The organism is Maribacter sp. MJ134, from assembly GCF_003970695.1.
GTDB lineage: Bacteria > Bacteroidota > Bacteroidia > Flavobacteriales > Flavobacteriaceae > Maribacter.
Genome location: NZ_CP034570.1, coordinates 831,397 through 847,743, shown reverse-complemented (window position 1 = coordinate 847,743; position 16,347 = coordinate 831,397). Strand labels below are relative to the sequence as shown.

Here is a 16,347-nt window from a genome sequence, read left to right as displayed (position 1 = left end):
TAAAGTAATGAAAATTACTTTTTTTCTGCAACTACTTCAAAAGGGAAATCTAAAACGACTTCTCTGTGTAGTCTTATCTGAGCATTGTAAGGGCCTGTTCTTTTTACTGAACCACCTTGTATGCTGATAAATTTCTTATCTATTGCATGACCTTCCTTCTCTAAAGCAGCAGCTAAATCCATTGTAGTAACAGATCCGAACAATTTGTCCCCAGCTCCTGTCTTAGCGGAAATCTTCAATTCTAATGCTTTTAATGCATCAGCCGTTTTATTCGCAGCGTCAACAACTTTCTTCTCTTTGTGCGCTCTTTGCTTTAAATTCTCGGCCAAAACCTTTTTAGCGGAAACGGTGGCCATCGCAGCCAATCCTTGAGGAATAAGGTAATTTCTACCATATCCGTTCTTTACCGTTACCAAGTCGTCTTTAAAACCTAAATTTTCTACGTCTTCCTTTAATATAAGCTCCATGATTCCTTTTCTTTTATTTTAATAAATCACCAACGTAAGGCATTAAAGCCAAATGACGTGCTCTTTTTACAGCCTGGGCTACTTTTCTCTGATACTTCAAGGAAGTTCCTGTAAGTCTTCTTGGCAACAATTTACCTTGTTCGTTTACCAACTTCATCAAGAAATCCGCGTCTTTGTAATCAACATACTTGATGCCAGATTTTTTAAAACGACAGTATTTCTTTTTTGTATTGGTTTCAATGTTCAACGGAGTTAGATACCTAATCTCCCCATCCTTTTTACCTTTCGCTTGTTGTTGTAATGTAGACATAATACTTAAGCTTTAGCTGTTTTGTTTCTTGTTCTCCTTTTTTCTGCCCATGCTATTGCGTGCTTGTCCAGTTTAACGGTCAAAAATCGCATTACACGTTCATCTCTTCTAAACTCTTGTTCGTAAGGCGTAACCACCTCACCGGAGTTAGTAAATTCGAACAAGTGGTAAAAACCACTTTTTTTGTTTTGGATAGGATAGGCCAATTTTTTCAGTCCCCAATTCTCTTTGGCGACCATTTTGGCTCCATTCTTAATTAAGAAATCTTCAAATTTCTTAACTGTTTCCGCAATCTGATCATCAGAAAGCACGGGATTCAAAATGAAAACAGTTTCGTAATGGTTCATAATTATATTTTGTTTTAAGGAGTGCAAAAATAGGTATTATTTTAAAATAAATATAAGAAAAGAGAAAATTCTTCGTTATAGGAAGAAGCAATATTGAAATTAATAAACCAAATCTTAAAACCCATGGTTATCGCCGGTTACACAATTAACAATGCATTGTTTACATCTTTTGTTGCAGTTCAGCGTTGTTTTTCAGTAATTTGTCGATGATTTAACCCCACAAATCAGCCCTTATGAAATTAAGAAGTATTATCGTTGACGATTCATCCATGCAAAGGATGGCCGTTGCAAAACTGGTTAACAACCATCCTAACTTAGCAATGGTAGCTGAATACAGCAATGCGATCGAGGCAAAAAACGGTATTAAAAACAACGAGATAGACCTTATCTTTCTTGATGTTGAGATGCCTATCATCACCGGATTCGACCTACTGGAGTCCCTAGATAACAGTCCTCAGGTAATTTTGATTACCGGAAAACCTGATTACGCCCTTAAAGCTTTTGATTATGATGTAACGGATTATTTACATAAACCGATTACTATGGCACGTTTTGATGCCTCCGTCAAAAGAGCTGTTGCCAAATATGAGCAATTGAACAGGGTAACCGAAGACGAAGAGCATATTTTCGTGAAAAGTAATCTTAAGAAAAGAAAGGTTATTTTAAACGATATTAAGTGGATTGAAGCCCTTGGCGACTACATTAAACTGGTTACAGACGAGGCTAATATCGTAATTTTATCAACAATGAAATCCTTTGAAAAGCAATTGCCAGAGGAGAAATTTTTAAGGATTCACAAGTCTTACATCGTGAATTTGGAAAAAGTTGAGAAATTCAATAGTAAAAACGTAGAGGTTAGTGGAAGATCTATTCCTTTAAGTAGAAATAAGAAAACCGAATTGGCCGAAGCGCTGAGCAACGTATAAAGACTTATATGATATAAATTGTACTTTAAAAAACCGCCTTCTAAGGCGGTTTTTTTATATATGGTCTACATTATAGATTACGCGCACACTGCGGTATGCAGAGATTGCCTTGAACGACTTCTCTATTCTCCTGATATTTCTTTTTGAAATTCCGAGTGATTCGCTCTTATCTATTTTTACCAATATGTTTTTTAAATATTGGTTACGAATACGCGATACTGGTGGGTATTCTGGTCCTAAAACCGTAGCTTTCACCACATTCTTCAATGCGCTACTGAACCAATCGGCAGCCTCGTTCAGAATATTATAATTCTTGTGCTTTAAGGTGATTTTTATAATTCTATTCGTAGGAGGATATTTGTATTGTTCCCTTTCATATAATTGTTCTTGGTACATACCGTCATACTCTCCCGTGGATACCTGCTTTAATATTTGATGATAGGGATTATAGGTCTGGATAATTACTTTTCCCCTTTTTTTGGTCCTCCCTGCCCTGCCCGATACCTGGGTCAACAATTGAAAGGTACGTTCATGGGCGCGATAATCCGGAAAATTCAGAAGGGCATCCGCGTTCATGACTCCAACAAGCCTTACGTTCCTAAAATCCAAGCCTTTTGTAATCATCTGTGTTCCGATCAAGATATCCATCTCTTGTTGTTCAAAAGCCGTTATAATTTTTTCATATGCATACTTGCCTCTGGTGGTATCTAAGTCCATACGCCCCACCTTACTCTTTGGAAATAGTTTTTTTACTTCTTCCTCAATCTGCTCCGTTCCAAATCCTTTTGTATCTAAATCCGAACCTCCACAGGCAAGGCAACTCTCCGGAATTGCCGTAGCGTGACTACAATAGTGACAGCGTAATTGCTTTTTATATTGATGGTAGGTAAGGCTAACATCACAATTAGGGCATTGTGGTGTGTGTCCACAGGTTAAGCATTCCAATACGGGTGCATAGCCTCTTCTGTTTTGAAAAAGAATAATTTGCTCCCCCATTTCCAATGCTTCTGACATTTCTTGGAGTAAGCGTTCTGAAAAATGGCCCTTAAGTCTTTTCTTGCGTTGGGCTTCCTTTATATCCACCAACTCCATATCCGGCATAAGTACATTACCGAACCTCCTACTTATTTCTGCGTAGCCGTATTTTCCTTGTTGCACATTGTAAAAACTTTCTACGCTTGGTGTGGCGGAGCCCAGAACAATTCTGGATTGATGTAAGTTCCCAAGAACTATGGCAGCGTCCCTAGCATGGTACCTTGGTGCGGGGTCAAACTGTTTAAAAGAACTCTCGTGCTCCTCATCAACAATAATTAGTCCCAGTTCCTTAAAAGGTAGAAATAAAGCCGACCTGGCCCCTATGACCAGTTGTGCCTTGGGCTTTTGATGCAATACGTTATTCCAGACCTCTATCCTTTCATGGACGTTATACTTTGAGTGATAGATGGCAATCTTTTCTCCGAAATATTCCTGCAATCGAGAAATAAGCTGTGTAGTCAGTGCAATTTCCGGGAGCAAATAGAGGATTTGCTTTCCTTTCTTAATATAATCGGCAATCAATTTTACATATACTTCGGTTTTACCCGAGGAGGTAACACCATGAAGCAGTGTCACTTTTTCCTCATCCAATGATTTTCTTATATCATTTAGAGCTGCTACTTGGTATTCGTTCAAATCCTTGGTATCGTTATCATCCTTGGAGCCATCAAAACTTACCCTATCTTTTCTAATGAAATAGGTCTCTAGAATACCCTTATCCACCAGTGCCTTGGTCACTGCCGTAGAGGTATTACTGGATTTCTCCAAATCTGTACTGGCTATTGGTTTCTTGGAAGCACCTTGAAGTTGAAAAAGTGCCAACACTGCCTGACTCTGTTTGGGAGCGCGTTTTAAAGATTCTAACAATAGCGCTAAAGCATCATCAGTTTTGTAAACTGACCCAAGCCGAATATATTTGACCAATTTAGGTTTATACTGCTCATAAATCTCTTCCTTTAATAGAATGATTTTCTTTTCTAACAACCGTTGTAAAATTGGCATTACATTCTTACGTTCCGTAATGGCCGAAACCTCATGGACCTTTAGAACGGATTGATGCTGTAGCGCCTCATATACCAAAAATTCGTTATCCATTAAGGTATCTTCATCTACCTCAGCATCCTTATTCAAGAGTACCAACGTTTCACTCTCTAAAAGAAATGCACTCGGCAAGGCGCTTCGTAGCACTTCTCCGAGCGTACACATGTAGTAATTAGCGATCCACTTCCAATGCTGCAGCTGTATAGGAGAAACTATAGGGTAATCATCGAGAATTTGATGTATTTCCTTTGCCTCGTATATTTCTGGGGCTGTTTGATGCACGGCTGCTATAATTCCTGTATATATTTTTGATTTACCAAAAGGTACGGAAACCCGCATACCCGTTTCCACGAACGATACTTCTTCCGTATTTATGGTATAAGTGAACGTCTTTTCTAGCGGAATAGGTAAAATTACATCTATAAAATGTGCCATACGTTTTAGCCCTCCACACGCAACCAGGTTTGCGTACGATAAATAAAAGCAAGATAACCCCTAACTTTTAGTTCATTTGGATTATCGGGGTTCAACCAAATTTTACATCTAAATGTCATCGCCTGTTCTGGGTCGAACAAACGTTTGCCCTTCCATTCTCCGTCTTCATTTTCTTTTGCTGCCGTGATGATTTCCATACCAACAACAGGTTTATCCTTTAATTCTCCATCACATTTAATGCATTTGGCGTTTTCTTTCCCTTTTTCTAAAATATCTTCAACGTATCCATACATTAAGCCATTTTTCTCATAAATATTGATAATCCCCTTGGGTTTACCGGTGCGATCGTCAATGGTTTTCCACTTCCCAAAAACGGACTGAGACATCATTGTGCCTGTGAAGCACACAAAAAATATTATGAGCAATACTCTAACGGAATCTATCATTCTTCTTTCTTAGCAATTTTTCTTAGCGAATTCAAGGAGGCGTTCAACTCAAATCCAAGTAGCAAGATATTAGAATTTAACCAGATGTAAACCATCAAAATCAATAAACCTCCCAATGCGCCATACAGCTCATTATATCTGGCGAATTTTTCTACATATATTCCAAAAAGGTAGGAGGTTACCAAAAATAGAATGGTAGTCATTAACGCCCCTATAGAAAAGAAACGCGCTTGTTTACCTTCCCTAGTTCCAAAATAATATAAGATAGCCGTTGTAAAATAGGATAAAATTACGAAGAATAGCACCTTAGCGATTTGTACGCCCATGATATCATCCTCACCGAGTACATAGCCCCCTTGCCTAGCGGCAAATTCCGTTAAATAACCCAATACGTAGAATTCAAAATAAATGAAGGCAACAAAGCCCACAATGATAAGTATGGCCAAAATAAGCCCTACCATTAGTGCAAACAGGTATTGTCTAAAAAAATTACGCGTTAAATCTATATGATATGAGGTTTCAAAACCTCCAAAAATCGCATTTACCCCATTTGCCACCAAGAATATGGAAATTATGAAAGAAGACGACAATAAGCCCCCTCTTTTTTGGTCCTTGATCTGCTGAAAAATTTCCCCAAAATATTCCCCTGTTGCCGAGGGTAGGAAAGATTCTAGAAAAGAAAGGAATTCGGCATCAAAATTACTGTTCTCAAGACTTACGTACGAGACCAAAAACGGTACCAAGGTGACCATAAATATTAAAAGTGGAAAAAGTGCCATGAACAGACTAAAGGCAATGGCACTTGCTCTGGTAGATAAGGTGCCCTCAAGAATTCCCAAAATATACATCTCTGCGAGATCGTAGATGGATAAACCCTCAAAACCGGGAAGTTTCACGGTTTTCAACAGCCGAACCACCCAATTTACAATAGGAATCTTATCCAATTTTTCCTCGATCTCTACAGACATTTATACCGCTTTAAGGCTTAGGTCCATATTATAAACCGAATGTGTTAGCGCTCCTGAGGAAATATAGTCCACACCGCACTCCGCATAATTACGGATTGTTTCTTCGTTTATACCTCCTGAGGATTCCGTTAGGCATTCGTCACCGATCAGTCTAACCGCTTCTCGCGTATCTTCATAATTGAAGTTATCGATAAGAATACGGTAGACCCCATCTGATTTTAGGATTTCTTTTATCTCTTCGAGGTTTCGGGCTTCGACGATAATCTTTAAATCACGGCCCGTATCGCTTAAATAACGCTGTGTCTTTTCAATGGCCTTTGTAATACCTCCGGCAAAATCGATATGGTTGTCCTTCAACATAATCATGTCATAAAGGGCAAACCTGTGGTTCTCTCCTCCACCAATCTTTACCGCCCATTTTTCCAAAGCCCGTATGCCTGGCGTAGTTTTTCTTGTATCCAGAATTTTAGTATCCGTACCCTCCAGTAAATTGACAAAAAAATTGGTCTTGGTCGCTATTGCACTCATACGTTGCATGGCATTGAGCACTAATCTTTCCGCCTTTAGAATACTTTGTGAGCTCCCTTTTACATAAAACACAATATCACCATGGGTAACTTGGCTGCCGTCTTCAATCAAGGTTTCTACCTCTAGGTTTTCATCAACATATGAAAAGACTTCTTTAGCAAAAGCGATGCCCGCAATTATTCCCTTGTCCTTTACCAATAACTTTGCTTTGCCCATAGCGTCCTCAGGAATACACGCCAGCGAACTATGGTCACCATCACCTACGTCCTCTCGTATGGCATTTGAAATGATGCCTTTAATCTCTTTATTGAACTGTTCTTCTGAAATCATAAAACCGTATTATCACCTGCTAAAATACGAATCCATTTTGGGAAATTGATTTACTTTTGGTGTATGACTATAAAACTATTGGTTATTGGCAAAACAGATAGTACCCAACTGGAACAACTTATTGCCGTGTACCAAAAACGCTTAGGATATTATATCAATTTTAAGATGGAAGTAATTCCCGATTTGAAAAAAACCAAAAACCTTTCCCAAGAACAACAAAAAAACAAGGAAGGAGCATTAATTCTCAAACAGCTGGTTAGCACGGATACCCTTATTCTTTTAGACGAAGGCGGTAAACAATTTTCTTCTATCGATTTTTCCGGGTATCTACAAAAAAAGATGAATTCCGGCCTCAAACAATTGGTATTCGTAATCGGGGGACCCTATGGTTTTAGTGATATGGTTTATAAGGCTGCTTCAGGGAAAATAAGTTTGTCTAAAATGACTTTCTCCCATCAAATGGTGCGGTTGTTCATGGTGGAACAATTGTACCGAGCCTTTACCATTTTAAAGAATGAACCCTATCACCATCAATAGAAAAAAGGGATTCAATTAAAAACTTCGAACTCAATTTAGAAGCCGCCTCTGGTCAATACATGCTATACCCTTTTAAAGTGTCGCTATAATTCAACTAGCAGAAAATCCAGTAGTTAATTATTTTCTATTTGATAACTATTGCAGTGTGGTATTTTAATAGAGCACTCTAAACTTAATGGTATTCTCTACCTTTTTCAAGGCTTTGATGACGTCTTTGTTGTATTCCTTATCCAAATCTGTAATCACGTAACCAACTTCGCTATCGGTTGACAGGTATTGACTGGAAATATTAAGCTCAAACTTCGCCAGTACTTCGTTGATTTTTGCCATAATCCCGGGTACGTTCTTATGAATATGCAAGAAACGGTGTGCTTTATTCTGTTTCGGAAGTCTTATATTAGGAAAATTGACAGCGTCTACCGTATTACCAGAATTGATATAGTCCATGATTTTATTCGGAACAAAATCGGCTATATCTCTTTGTGCCTCCTCTGTACTACCACCTACGTGAGGAGTTAATATCACATTTGAAAAACCTTGGAGTTTAGTCTTAAAATCTCCATTACTTCGGGGTTCTTCAGGATATACATCTACCGCGGCCCCACCTACCTGACCGCTTTCTAGTGCCGCTACCAAAGCATCGATATCCACCACGAAACCTCTGGACAAATTCACTAACATGGCACCTTTCTTCATTTGGTTTATTTCGCGCTCCCCAATAAAATTCTTATTGGCCGGATTGTCATCAATATGAAGCGTTACCACGTCCGATATATTCAGTAAATCCTCTAAGGTGTTGCATTTTTTGGCATTACCAAGTGCAAGACTATCCTCAACATCATAATAATACACCCGCATGCCTATGGCCTCTGCTAGAACGGACAGTTGCTTACCTATGTTACCGTAACCTACAATACCTAAGTTCTTACCACGGACTTCCCTTGATCCAGCGGCTGTTTTTTGCCATTGACCGTTATGGATTTCGGAACTTCTGGCGAATACACTACGCATTAACATGATGATTTCACCTATGGCGAGTTCTACTACGGAACGTGTATTACTGTATGGCGCATTAAAGACTACCACACCCTTCTTTTTGGCATACTCTAAGTTTATTTGAGTAGTACCTATACAAAAAGCACCTACGACCAATAATTTATCCGCGGCATCCAAAACCTTTTGGGTTACCTGTGTTTTTGAACGGATACCTAAAACATGGACGCCCTTAATCTTATCTATGAGCTCCTCTTCTGGCAAACTATGTTTCACCAATTCTACCGAAAAACCTTCGTCCGATAGATTTTCAAAAGCAGCGGTATGCACATTCTCTAACAGAAGAATTTTAATCCTATTCTTAGGATAAGATATATTCCTAGGTAAATCGTTCACGAATAAAAATTCATCCAGACTCGGTGTTACATGGTCGGCATTGTCCGCAGCTTTATCCCTATGAACGTTTTCCGTGTAGGCGAAGAATTTATCGGCTATTCCGGCTTCCCGCATCACATAATCACTATAACCATCACCTATAACCTGTACTTCCCCTTCTAGGTTCATTTGTTTAAGACACTCGATTTTACCATTGTGCTGAGACAGTACATTGTCTTCGTCGAACCCAACAATATTTCCGTCCTCATCAAATGTAAAGGTATTGGCGTATACCCTTTCCGATGGAATATTATACTCCTTTACGATAGGGTCAATAAATTCCTTGAACCCGCAGGAGATTACATAAATATCATCCGCATATTTTTCAAAAAACTCTTTGTTGGAAGCTATGGATTTTGATATTTTTTGACGCAATTCCTCAACGAGGCCTTCGAGATCAGATTTATTGGCTTTTAATAGTTTGATGCGCTTTTCAAGAGATTCCGTAAAGGAAATATCACCATCGATACCCAAGTTGGTAATTTTCTGTATTTCATTGATGATTTCTTCCTTATTGGATTTTCCCTGTAGGGTCATTTCCGCAAGTACATCCAAAGCTTCTACCCTTGTTAACGTACTATCGAAATCAAAAACATATTTTCTTCCTGATTCTACCATTTTTAACGCACTTTCTTATTCCTTGAATTCAAATAAAAACAAGCGGTAAAAATAAAAATTTATTCGACCCGAAGTACAGTAATGTTATCAAAAGTTATCCCTATAACCAAAACCTACGATTTTGATAGGAATTTCGTCACAGCTTAGTGTTTTTGAAGTGTTATGGACATAACGCCCACCTATTTTAGATCCGTACTACAGAAAGTTTAGAATTGCCTTTGAAAATGCCTCCGTTTTATAGGTTCGGTTATGGTCGCCAAGTACAATGATCAATTTACTCTTGCCAAAAGCCTTATGAAGTAATTCTGGATTGCCGTTCTCCAAATCCTTATCTCCCGCGATAACCAAAATTTTAGCCTTTATAGCCCCCAGCTCTTCAATGGAAGTGACAGGTTGGTACTTTTGTTGCAAATGCAAGGAGCGTAAATCTGCCCCTACGGATTTGGCATAGGCAACAGCTCCTTTGGTTTCTTCTGTGACTTCTCCGTCAAAAGCCTTCATAAACATGATTCTCCTATCCCAGTTCGGGTCTGTAAAATCTATACCCATACCCCCTAAAACAGCTTTCTTAATACGTGGCTCTTTGGTCATTAATTTTGCCAGTACAATACTTCCTCTAGAATAGCCAATGGCATAAAATTCTTTTGAATTAAGGTGGCTCATCAGTAGTTTTATATCATTTACTTCCGCATCATTAGCGTACGATTCTTCCGTTTGAGGTTTACCGGAATCACCATTTCCCCTTAAATCCGGAACGATAACACGATAGCCTTTTTTTAGAAGCTGGCTTTTTAATGGTGTCTTATCCCAAGATGTTCTAGAATTAATAAATCCATGAAGAAGTAATACGGGCTTACCAAACCCTTCATCGGAATAGGTAATCTCTACGCCATCAAATGAAGTGAAATAATTGGTTTGTGCCCTAGCATTTGAGAACATCAGGAGAAAGATGCAAATTGAGGAAAACAAATAGCTATGATACCTTTTCATACTTGCATGGTATAAATTAAGCCGGTTACTATGGCTAAACCAAAACTTACTAAAGTACCGATCAGAATATACTCGGTAAGCTTTCTGTTATTGGTCTCCTTTAAATCGTTAAAGCGAAAGACCGATTTGGCCGTAATCAGCAAACCTATAGCTTCCCACCTGCCTATAATTATAAAAATAAGCACAAATAGTCGCTCTATGATTCCTATATATTTTCCCGCGTTGGGTAATGACTTATGGTTCGTCTCTATTTGATTGGACATCCACTCCAATAGTTGTCCCATGATAATCGCTGACGGGGAAGTAACGAATACTATGGCTACTAGCAATGGCCAGTCTAAACTTTGGAACAGTGTTATGGCGTGTTCGGGCAATTCGCTATAGAAGCAACAGAGGTATAAAACCAAAATATGTAGTGCCTGATCCAAGAAAAAGGGAATGTTCTTATTCTTAAATAAAGGATTTATATAAAGTTTAAAAATATCTATGAGAAGATGACTACCTGCGATAATCAGGGCTATCCACCAAAGCGAAAGGTCCCAGAGAACAAGCATATATAAAAACAAGTGGATGATTATATGAAAATATAAGTATTTAGAACCTGCTTTATTGGCTTCTTTATGAATTACCCATTTCAGGGGCTGCAGCATAAAGTCCGCAACCAGATGTGCTAAAAGCAACTTGGCGAATAAAATCATGATTACGGTAATTTAAATAGGTTTTCATAGTAGGCCAACAACTCTAAGACCAGGTCTATACGTGCTCTTTTGAGTCTTTGACTTACCGCAGATTGCTTAATTCCTAGTTTTAGGGCCAACTCCTTCTGAGATGCCTCTAAATTATCCAAGATCATAGTTACTATTTCCGCGGAAACCACGCTCCAATTGTCCATAAAATCCAAAGCAAGCTTTAGCATAAGGTTTATGGTCTTGTCATGGCTTTCGTCTCCCGTAGCTATACTTAGATTTACCTTGCTCTCTTTAAGAGAGTCAAATTTACGACCAGAACGCTGATATGCCGGTCCATTAGATTCACTAACACCTGAACCCGTAAACGTTTCTAGGCCTATTCCTATACCCATGCGGACATCTAAACCCTTTATGGATTTTAAAATCGCTTTGATCTGAATAGCCGTGAACAGAGCATTTTCTTGATTGACCTTTAGTTGAAATTCATCGCCACGATAAATTTCCCAGACCATTGGACTGGTGCCAAAACGAGAAAAATATTCTTTTAAAATAGGAATCCATTCCGAAGAGGGATAATTCTCTGAATTGATAATATCTCCTGTAATAATTGCGATCATAAGTATTAACTAAATGGCTAATATATAAATTAATAAGCTTTTTTGCTAATATTTAGTAATATTACTTTTTTAAATAATTATCACTGCACTAAAACCATCTCCTGGTCTTTGTAACGTACCGCGCATATTCCTTTCCGAACTTATTCCCAAGAATTTTCTCTTCTGGAATAATTTGAAACCGATTCATGTAAAACACAAACCCGGAGGCCAACAGCACGTTAAAGGCATTGCCCAGCTTTAAACCCCAAGCAAGAAGCATTAACAACATCCCCAAATACATAGGGTTTCTAGAGAACTTATAGAGGCCATTAGTAACCAATTGTGTCGTTTTTGACGGTTTGCCCGGATCAACCGTAGTTTTTGTTCTAAAGAATTGAACAATGGATATCGTTAATATACCCACTGCCATTCCTACCAATAATTTGACCAAGACCAGGCGTCCAAAGAAGTCAAAAAAGCCAAAAGGTAAAAACTTGTTCAACAAGAACATGAGCAGTCCAAAAACAAAAAATACGATAACAGGGGGTAGTTTTAACTCCATTTTATAAAATTAGTATTTTTGAATTTGTCAAAATCTTAAATCAAAGAATTAATTATTTTACATGCAACTTGTTTTTGCTACTCATAATGAAAACAAACTAAAGGAAATTCAATCCTTGGTTCCTAAACATATAGAAATACTTTCCCTAACGGATATTCATTGCCATGAACCTATCCCTGAGACCAAGGACACTTTGGAAGGTAATGCAAAATTAAAGGCAGATTACGTTACTGAAAATTATGGTTTACCTTGTTTTGCAGACGATACCGGCCTTCTGGTAACCAGCCTAAACGATGCTCCGGGCGTATTCTCTGCCCGGTATGCAGGGCCAGAAAGTAATGCTCAGGCCAATATGGACAAACTCCTTCATAATCTAAAGAACAAAGCTGACCGGTCCGCCAGATTTAAAACCGTCATCGCATTGAACTTAACCGGTAAGACCTATTTTTTTGACGGAACCGTAGCAGGAGAAATCCTAACGCAAAAGAGAGGGCAAGATGGTTTTGGTTACGACCCTATATTTAAACCCGAAGGTTATGATAAGACCTTTGCGGAACTACCGTTAAAAATTAAGAACAAAATAGGTCACCGCGGGAAAGCTACCATAAAGCTCATTAACTATTTAAATACACATTATGCTACAATCTAAAAATAGTTTGGATACCGTTGAGGTTTCTGTAGCTTCAGAAAGAGCCGAAGCCGTTGGTGGAGTTCTTATTGCATTTTTTGCTGCTCTAATGGCGATTTCCCAGATGGTCAACGGAGAACTGGAGGAACAAATGATGATAGCCCATAATAAGGTAGTCAATTATTCTAGCTGGTACCAATCCAAAAGCATTAAAGAAAGTCTTAAAGAAAGTGAACTAGATTATTTAAACGTACTGGTTACCAGCGGTATTATTCCTGAAGATAAGGTAGTCCCCGTAAACAGCAAAATAGAGGTTGTCAAAAATCAAATCACCAAATACGGTAACGAGAAGAAAGAAATTTTAATAGGCTCCTCTAACATTCCTGTAGAAGACTGGATTCAAGACCTAGATGGTAAACTGGGTATTATTGTAGGGGTAAAGGAATGGGAACAACTGGCGGAGCAATATGACGAGGCTACCAAAAAATTTGACCTCGGTATGCTCTTCTTTCAAATCTGTATTGTTTTGGGCGCAGTTTGTATCATCATATATGATAATCCTAAACTACAGAAAGGGTTTATTATCTTAATGGTGGTCTGTGGCATAATCGGAATAATCATGTCCGTCTATGGTTATAGTATCGCGCCTTAATTTTTGTATTACCATCAAATTATATCATCTCATTAATTAGCAGTACCTTTGCCGCTTTATAAAACGCCGCTGGTATAGCACGTGTTGTTCGGAGTCAACAGGTTATGTTCGATAATCGCTCTATGCAACATTCATATTTGCGATTAAGAAACATAATAGTATGACAAATTTTGAAGCACTAGGACTGCAAAAGTCCTTAATTGATGCTGTCTCGGATTTGGGTTTTGAAAAACCTTCCGAAGTACAGGAAAAAGCAATCCCGATTTTATTGGAAAGTGAGACCGATTTGGTTGCGCTTGCGCAAACAGGAACCGGTAAAACCGCTGCTTTTGGCTTTCCGCTCATCCAAAAGATAGACCGTGATAGCAGAACTACACAGGGTTTAATCCTCTCCCCTACCAGGGAATTGTGTTTGCAGATTACCAATGAGCTAAAATTATACTCCAAATACGAGAAAAATATAAATGTAGTCGCTATTTATGGCGGAGCCAGTATTACGGAACAAGCAAGACAGATTAAGAGAGGTGCCCAAATAGTGGTGGCCACTCCGGGACGTATGAAAGACATGATCAATCGTAAATTGGTCGATATTTCTAAAATTGACTACTGTATTTTGGACGAGGCGGATGAAATGCTCAACATGGGCTTTTTTGAAGATATCAAAGATATTCTTTCCAACACCCCAGATGAGAAATCTACCTGGTTGTTTTCGGCTACAATGCCCAAGGAGGTTTCCATAATCGCCAAGAAGTTTATGCATTCCCCACAAGAAATTACCGTGGGTGCCAAAAACTCCGGGGCTTCAACCGTTCAGCATGAATATTATGTTGTTGGTGGTAGAGATAGATACCCAGCTTTAAAAAGATTGGCGGATACCAATCCCGATATTTTTTCGGTTGTTTTTTGTAGAACAAAAAGAGATACACAGAGAGTAGCGGAAAAACTTATTGAAGACGGTTATAATGCCGGGGCGCTGCATGGTGATTTGAGCCAAAACCAACGCGATTTGGTAATGAACTCGTTCCGTAAAAAACAAATACAAATGTTAGTCGCTACCGATGTAGCCGCGAGAGGTATAGATGTGGACGACATTACCCATGTTATCAATTACCAATTGCCAGATGAAATAGAAACCTACACACACCGTAGTGGTAGAACGGGAAGGGCCGGTAAATCCGGTATTTCCATGGTCATCGTTACGCGTAGTGAAATGCGTAAGATTAAGGCTATCGAGAATAAGATAAAGCAGAATTTCATCTCTAAAAAGATTCCAACAGGGATGGAGATTTGTGAGATTCAACTGTATCATCTGGCCAACAAAATAAAGGATACCGAAATCAACGAAGATGTTGAAAGCTATCTACCAGCGATTAACGATGTCTTAAAGGATGTAGACCGCGAAGAACTCATCAAAAAAATCGTGTCGGTCGAGTTTACACGTTTTTATAACTATTACAACAAATCAAAAGACCTGAATACTTCAGATTCTGGAGAAAGGGGTCGCGATAGAAGCAATAGAGGTGACGCGCCTACTTCTGGTTCGGTGCGCTATTTCATAAACGTGGGTGAAAAAGACGGATACGATTGGATGTCGCTCAAGGACTTCATCAAGGATACCGTAAATCTTGGAAGAGAAGATGTTTTTAAAGTCGATGTAAAAGACAGCTTTTCTTTCTTTAACACCGATGCAGAGGTCACCGATAGAATTCTATCCACCTTTACAGAATTTAAGGTCGATGGCAGATTTGTAAACGTAGAAGTTTCCAAAAATCCCGGAGGCGGTGGCGGAAGACGCAGAAGCGGAGGCGGCGGCTTCAGGGATAAAGGCAAAAGTAGAGGAAATCGTGACGGAAACAGAAGTGGCGATAGATCGCGAAGTAAAGGAAGGGAACGAAGAAATTCTTCTAGTCCCAACTCCGGTAAAAGAAGAAGCAACAAAAGAAAAGGTGATTTCTTTTAGTTAATTCTATATTAAAAAATACGCTTCGGCGTATTTTTTTGTTTTGTTTGTACCTTTAATTATCTCAGCATACGTTTATGGTAAAATATGTACTGGTTATCTTTTGTTTGTATGGTTTCTTGGGTTACGCTCAAGACGAGCCCGAAAGCAGTATCATAAGCGCACTTGTCGTAAATGCACAGACAGACGAACCTATGGAAAGTGTCCATGTCGTCAACTTAAACCAAGTCTTAGGGACCATTACCAACGAAAAAGGTGAGTTTTCAATTACTGCAGCCGTAAATGACACCCTATATTTTTCTTTCTTGGGCTATAAATCCCAAAAAATTAGGATAACCAATGATATGTTCAAGTTCAAGGATACCAAGATTGCCCTAACAGAGCTTGCCTACGCCTTGGAAGAGGTCATTGTGCGCCCATACCAGCTTACGGGATACTTAGAAATAGACGTAAAGAACTTACCCGTAAATAACGCCTATCAATATAGCATTTCTGGACTTTCCGTGGGATATGAAGGCGGAAATAAGAATCCTAGCGCGGTTACCAAAGTTCTAGGAGCAATTCTGAATCCTGCAGATTTATTACGGAACCTCTTCGGGAAAAAGCCTAACCAAATGCGCAAACTTCGTCAAATCAAAGAAGACGACAGAATTCGTGATTTGTTGGCATCTAAATTTGACCGGGAGACCTTAATGGAACTGCTGCAACTGGATAAAATGGACATCCAGGATATTTTGAACAACTGTAATTATTCCAATTCATTCATCACAACCGCCAACGACCTTCAGATTCTTGATGCTATTAGCAGCTGTTATGAAGAGTTCAAAGTGCTAAACCGAAAGAAATAAAATTTT

At 38.8% G+C, this 16,347-nt stretch carries 18 protein-coding genes; 6 read left to right on the top strand and 12 right to left on the bottom strand.

Features of this window, described 5'->3' with window-relative positions:
- Positions 1-14: 14 nt before the first annotated feature.
- Genes rplI through rpsF form a run of 3 tightly spaced genes read right to left on the bottom strand, consistent with a single transcriptional unit; the run spans position 15 to position 1,124 of the window.
- Entirely contained in the window at positions 15-467 is a 453-nt protein-coding gene (gene rplI / locus EJ994_RS03615; RefSeq protein ID WP_126591238.1) for a 50S ribosomal protein L9, read from the bottom strand.
- 13 nt (positions 468-480) lie between these two features.
- Complete coding sequence (rpsR, locus tag EJ994_RS03610) at positions 481-777, bottom strand: 30S ribosomal protein S18 (protein WP_047245121.1); 297 nt, start codon at positions 775-777, stop codon at positions 481-483.
- A gap of 5 nt (positions 778-782) precedes the next feature.
- On the bottom strand, positions 783-1,124 hold the full coding sequence (gene rpsF, locus EJ994_RS03605) for a 30S ribosomal protein S6 (RefSeq protein ID WP_099574920.1): 342 nt from the start codon (positions 1,122-1,124) through the stop codon (positions 783-785).
- Positions 1,125-1,357: 233 nt separating this feature from the next.
- Between rpsF and EJ994_RS03600 the strand changes: the two genes are divergently transcribed.
- Positions 1,358-2,050, top strand: a complete 693-nt coding sequence (locus EJ994_RS03600) for a LytR/AlgR family response regulator transcription factor (protein ID WP_099574919.1) — start codon at positions 1,358-1,360, stop codon at positions 2,048-2,050.
- 54 nt (positions 2,051-2,104) lie between these two features.
- On the opposite strand, the gene priA is transcribed toward EJ994_RS03600, so the two are convergent.
- The 4 genes from priA to nadC are packed head-to-tail and all read right to left on the bottom strand — an operon-like array spanning position 2,105 to position 6,833.
- On the bottom strand, positions 2,105-4,561 hold the full coding sequence (gene priA / locus EJ994_RS03595; protein ID WP_126591237.1) for a primosomal protein N': 2,457 nt from the start codon (positions 4,559-4,561) through the stop codon (positions 2,105-2,107).
- 5 nt (positions 4,562-4,566) lie between these two features.
- On the bottom strand, positions 4,567-5,007 hold the full coding sequence (locus EJ994_RS03590) for a DUF2147 domain-containing protein (protein ID WP_126591236.1): 441 nt from the start codon (positions 5,005-5,007) through the stop codon (positions 4,567-4,569).
- Positions 5,004-5,975 (bottom strand): YihY/virulence factor BrkB family protein, encoded by a 972-nt coding sequence (locus tag EJ994_RS03585; protein WP_126591235.1) that lies wholly within the window; start codon positions 5,973-5,975, stop codon positions 5,004-5,006. The genes EJ994_RS03590 and EJ994_RS03585 overlap by 4 nt, the downstream gene beginning before the upstream one ends.
- Positions 5,976-6,833, bottom strand: a complete 858-nt coding sequence (gene nadC, locus EJ994_RS03580) for a carboxylating nicotinate-nucleotide diphosphorylase (RefSeq protein WP_126591234.1) — start codon at positions 6,831-6,833, stop codon at positions 5,976-5,978.
- A gap of 63 nt (positions 6,834-6,896) precedes the next feature.
- Here nadC and rlmH point away from each other — a divergent pair, with 63 nt between their 5' ends.
- Positions 6,897-7,370, top strand: coding sequence for a 23S rRNA (pseudouridine(1915)-N(3))-methyltransferase RlmH (gene rlmH / locus EJ994_RS03575; RefSeq protein WP_126591233.1), 474 nt, complete (start codon positions 6,897-6,899; stop codon positions 7,368-7,370).
- Positions 7,371-7,523: 153 nt separating this feature from the next.
- Here rlmH and serA read toward each other — a convergent pair whose 3' ends face one another.
- From serA to EJ994_RS03550, 5 genes are all read right to left on the bottom strand, one after another.
- Positions 7,524-9,416, bottom strand: a complete 1,893-nt coding sequence (gene serA, locus EJ994_RS03570) for a phosphoglycerate dehydrogenase (RefSeq protein WP_126591232.1) — start codon at positions 9,414-9,416, stop codon at positions 7,524-7,526.
- A gap of 195 nt (positions 9,417-9,611) precedes the next feature.
- Positions 9,612-10,406: an alpha/beta fold hydrolase gene (locus tag EJ994_RS03565; RefSeq protein WP_241240844.1), complete on the bottom strand. Its 795-nt coding sequence runs from the start codon at positions 10,404-10,406 to the stop codon at positions 9,612-9,614.
- Positions 10,403-11,104 carry a DUF3307 domain-containing protein gene (locus EJ994_RS03560; protein ID WP_126591231.1) on the bottom strand — a complete coding sequence of 234 codons (702 nt, stop codon included), beginning with the start codon at positions 11,102-11,104 and terminating at the stop codon, positions 10,403-10,405. The genes EJ994_RS03565 and EJ994_RS03560 overlap by 4 nt, the downstream gene beginning before the upstream one ends.
- A 2-nt stretch (positions 11,105-11,106) precedes the next feature.
- Positions 11,107-11,712 (bottom strand): SatD family protein, encoded by a 606-nt coding sequence (locus EJ994_RS03555; protein ID WP_126591230.1) that lies wholly within the window; start codon positions 11,710-11,712, stop codon positions 11,107-11,109.
- 88 nt (positions 11,713-11,800) lie between these two features.
- Entirely contained in the window at positions 11,801-12,253 is a 453-nt protein-coding gene (locus EJ994_RS03550) for a methyltransferase family protein (RefSeq protein ID WP_126591229.1), read from the bottom strand.
- 61 nt (positions 12,254-12,314) lie between these two features.
- On the opposite strand from EJ994_RS03550, the gene EJ994_RS03545 reads away from it, so the two are divergent.
- The 4 genes from EJ994_RS03545 (at position 12,315) to EJ994_RS03530 (ending at position 16,341) form a co-directional block, all read left to right on the top strand.
- Positions 12,315-12,902 carry a non-canonical purine NTP diphosphatase gene (locus EJ994_RS03545; protein ID WP_126591228.1) on the top strand — a complete coding sequence of 196 codons (588 nt, stop codon included), beginning with the start codon at positions 12,315-12,317 and terminating at the stop codon, positions 12,900-12,902.
- Positions 12,889-13,533 (top strand): DUF4337 domain-containing protein, encoded by a 645-nt coding sequence (locus EJ994_RS03540; RefSeq protein ID WP_126591227.1) that lies wholly within the window; start codon positions 12,889-12,891, stop codon positions 13,531-13,533. The genes EJ994_RS03545 and EJ994_RS03540 overlap by 14 nt, the downstream gene beginning before the upstream one ends.
- Positions 13,534-13,693: 160 nt before the next feature.
- The gene (locus EJ994_RS03535) at positions 13,694-15,493 is read left to right on the top strand and encodes a DEAD/DEAH box helicase (protein WP_126591226.1); all 1,800 of its coding nucleotides are present in this window, start codon (positions 13,694-13,696) and stop codon (positions 15,491-15,493) included.
- A 77-nt stretch (positions 15,494-15,570) separates the two neighbouring features.
- Positions 15,571-16,341, top strand: a complete 771-nt coding sequence (locus tag EJ994_RS03530) for a carboxypeptidase-like regulatory domain-containing protein (RefSeq protein WP_126591225.1) — start codon at positions 15,571-15,573, stop codon at positions 16,339-16,341.
- The last annotated feature ends 6 nt before the right edge of the window (positions 16,342-16,347 follow it).